General features: G+C 72.1%; 1 pseudogene. It reads right to left on the bottom strand.

Features of this window, described 5'->3' with window-relative positions:
* Positions 1 to 340 (bottom strand): annotated as a pseudogene (locus IG08_RS0153460) (IS200/IS605 family accessory protein TnpB-related protein); the annotation flags it as partial.

Genomic DNA, 340 nt, shown 5'->3' with positions numbered 1-340 from the left:
GACCTGGGCATCACGGTGATCGGCCGTGCCGGTGAGGTCGTAGAAGAAGCGGCGCGGCGTCCCGGTCGGGTTGCCGTGGGTGTCGAGGCGCCAGGCGGCGAGGTGATCGGCGTTCATGTCGACGCCGATCACACCGTGCGCGAGGGCGGCGGCCATCGGGATGGTCCGGGAGACCGGGATCTGCCAAGAGGCGGTCACATACCAGCGCCCGCGTACCGTGTCGTAGTGGATGCGGTAGGCCACCGCCCGGTTCGTCTCCACCCGGTCCGCCCACTCCTGGCCGCGGTGCGGGAAGCGGACCCGGCAGGCGAGCACGTACCGGCCGTGCGGGGCGTTGGCC

The organism is Streptomyces fulvoviolaceus (assembly GCF_000718165.1).
In the GTDB taxonomy this organism is placed as follows: domain Bacteria; phylum Actinomycetota; class Actinomycetes; order Streptomycetales; family Streptomycetaceae; genus Streptomyces; species Streptomyces fulvoviolaceus.
Note: the sequence above shows the minus strand (reverse complement) of the source record. Positions and strands in the feature narration are given on the sequence as shown.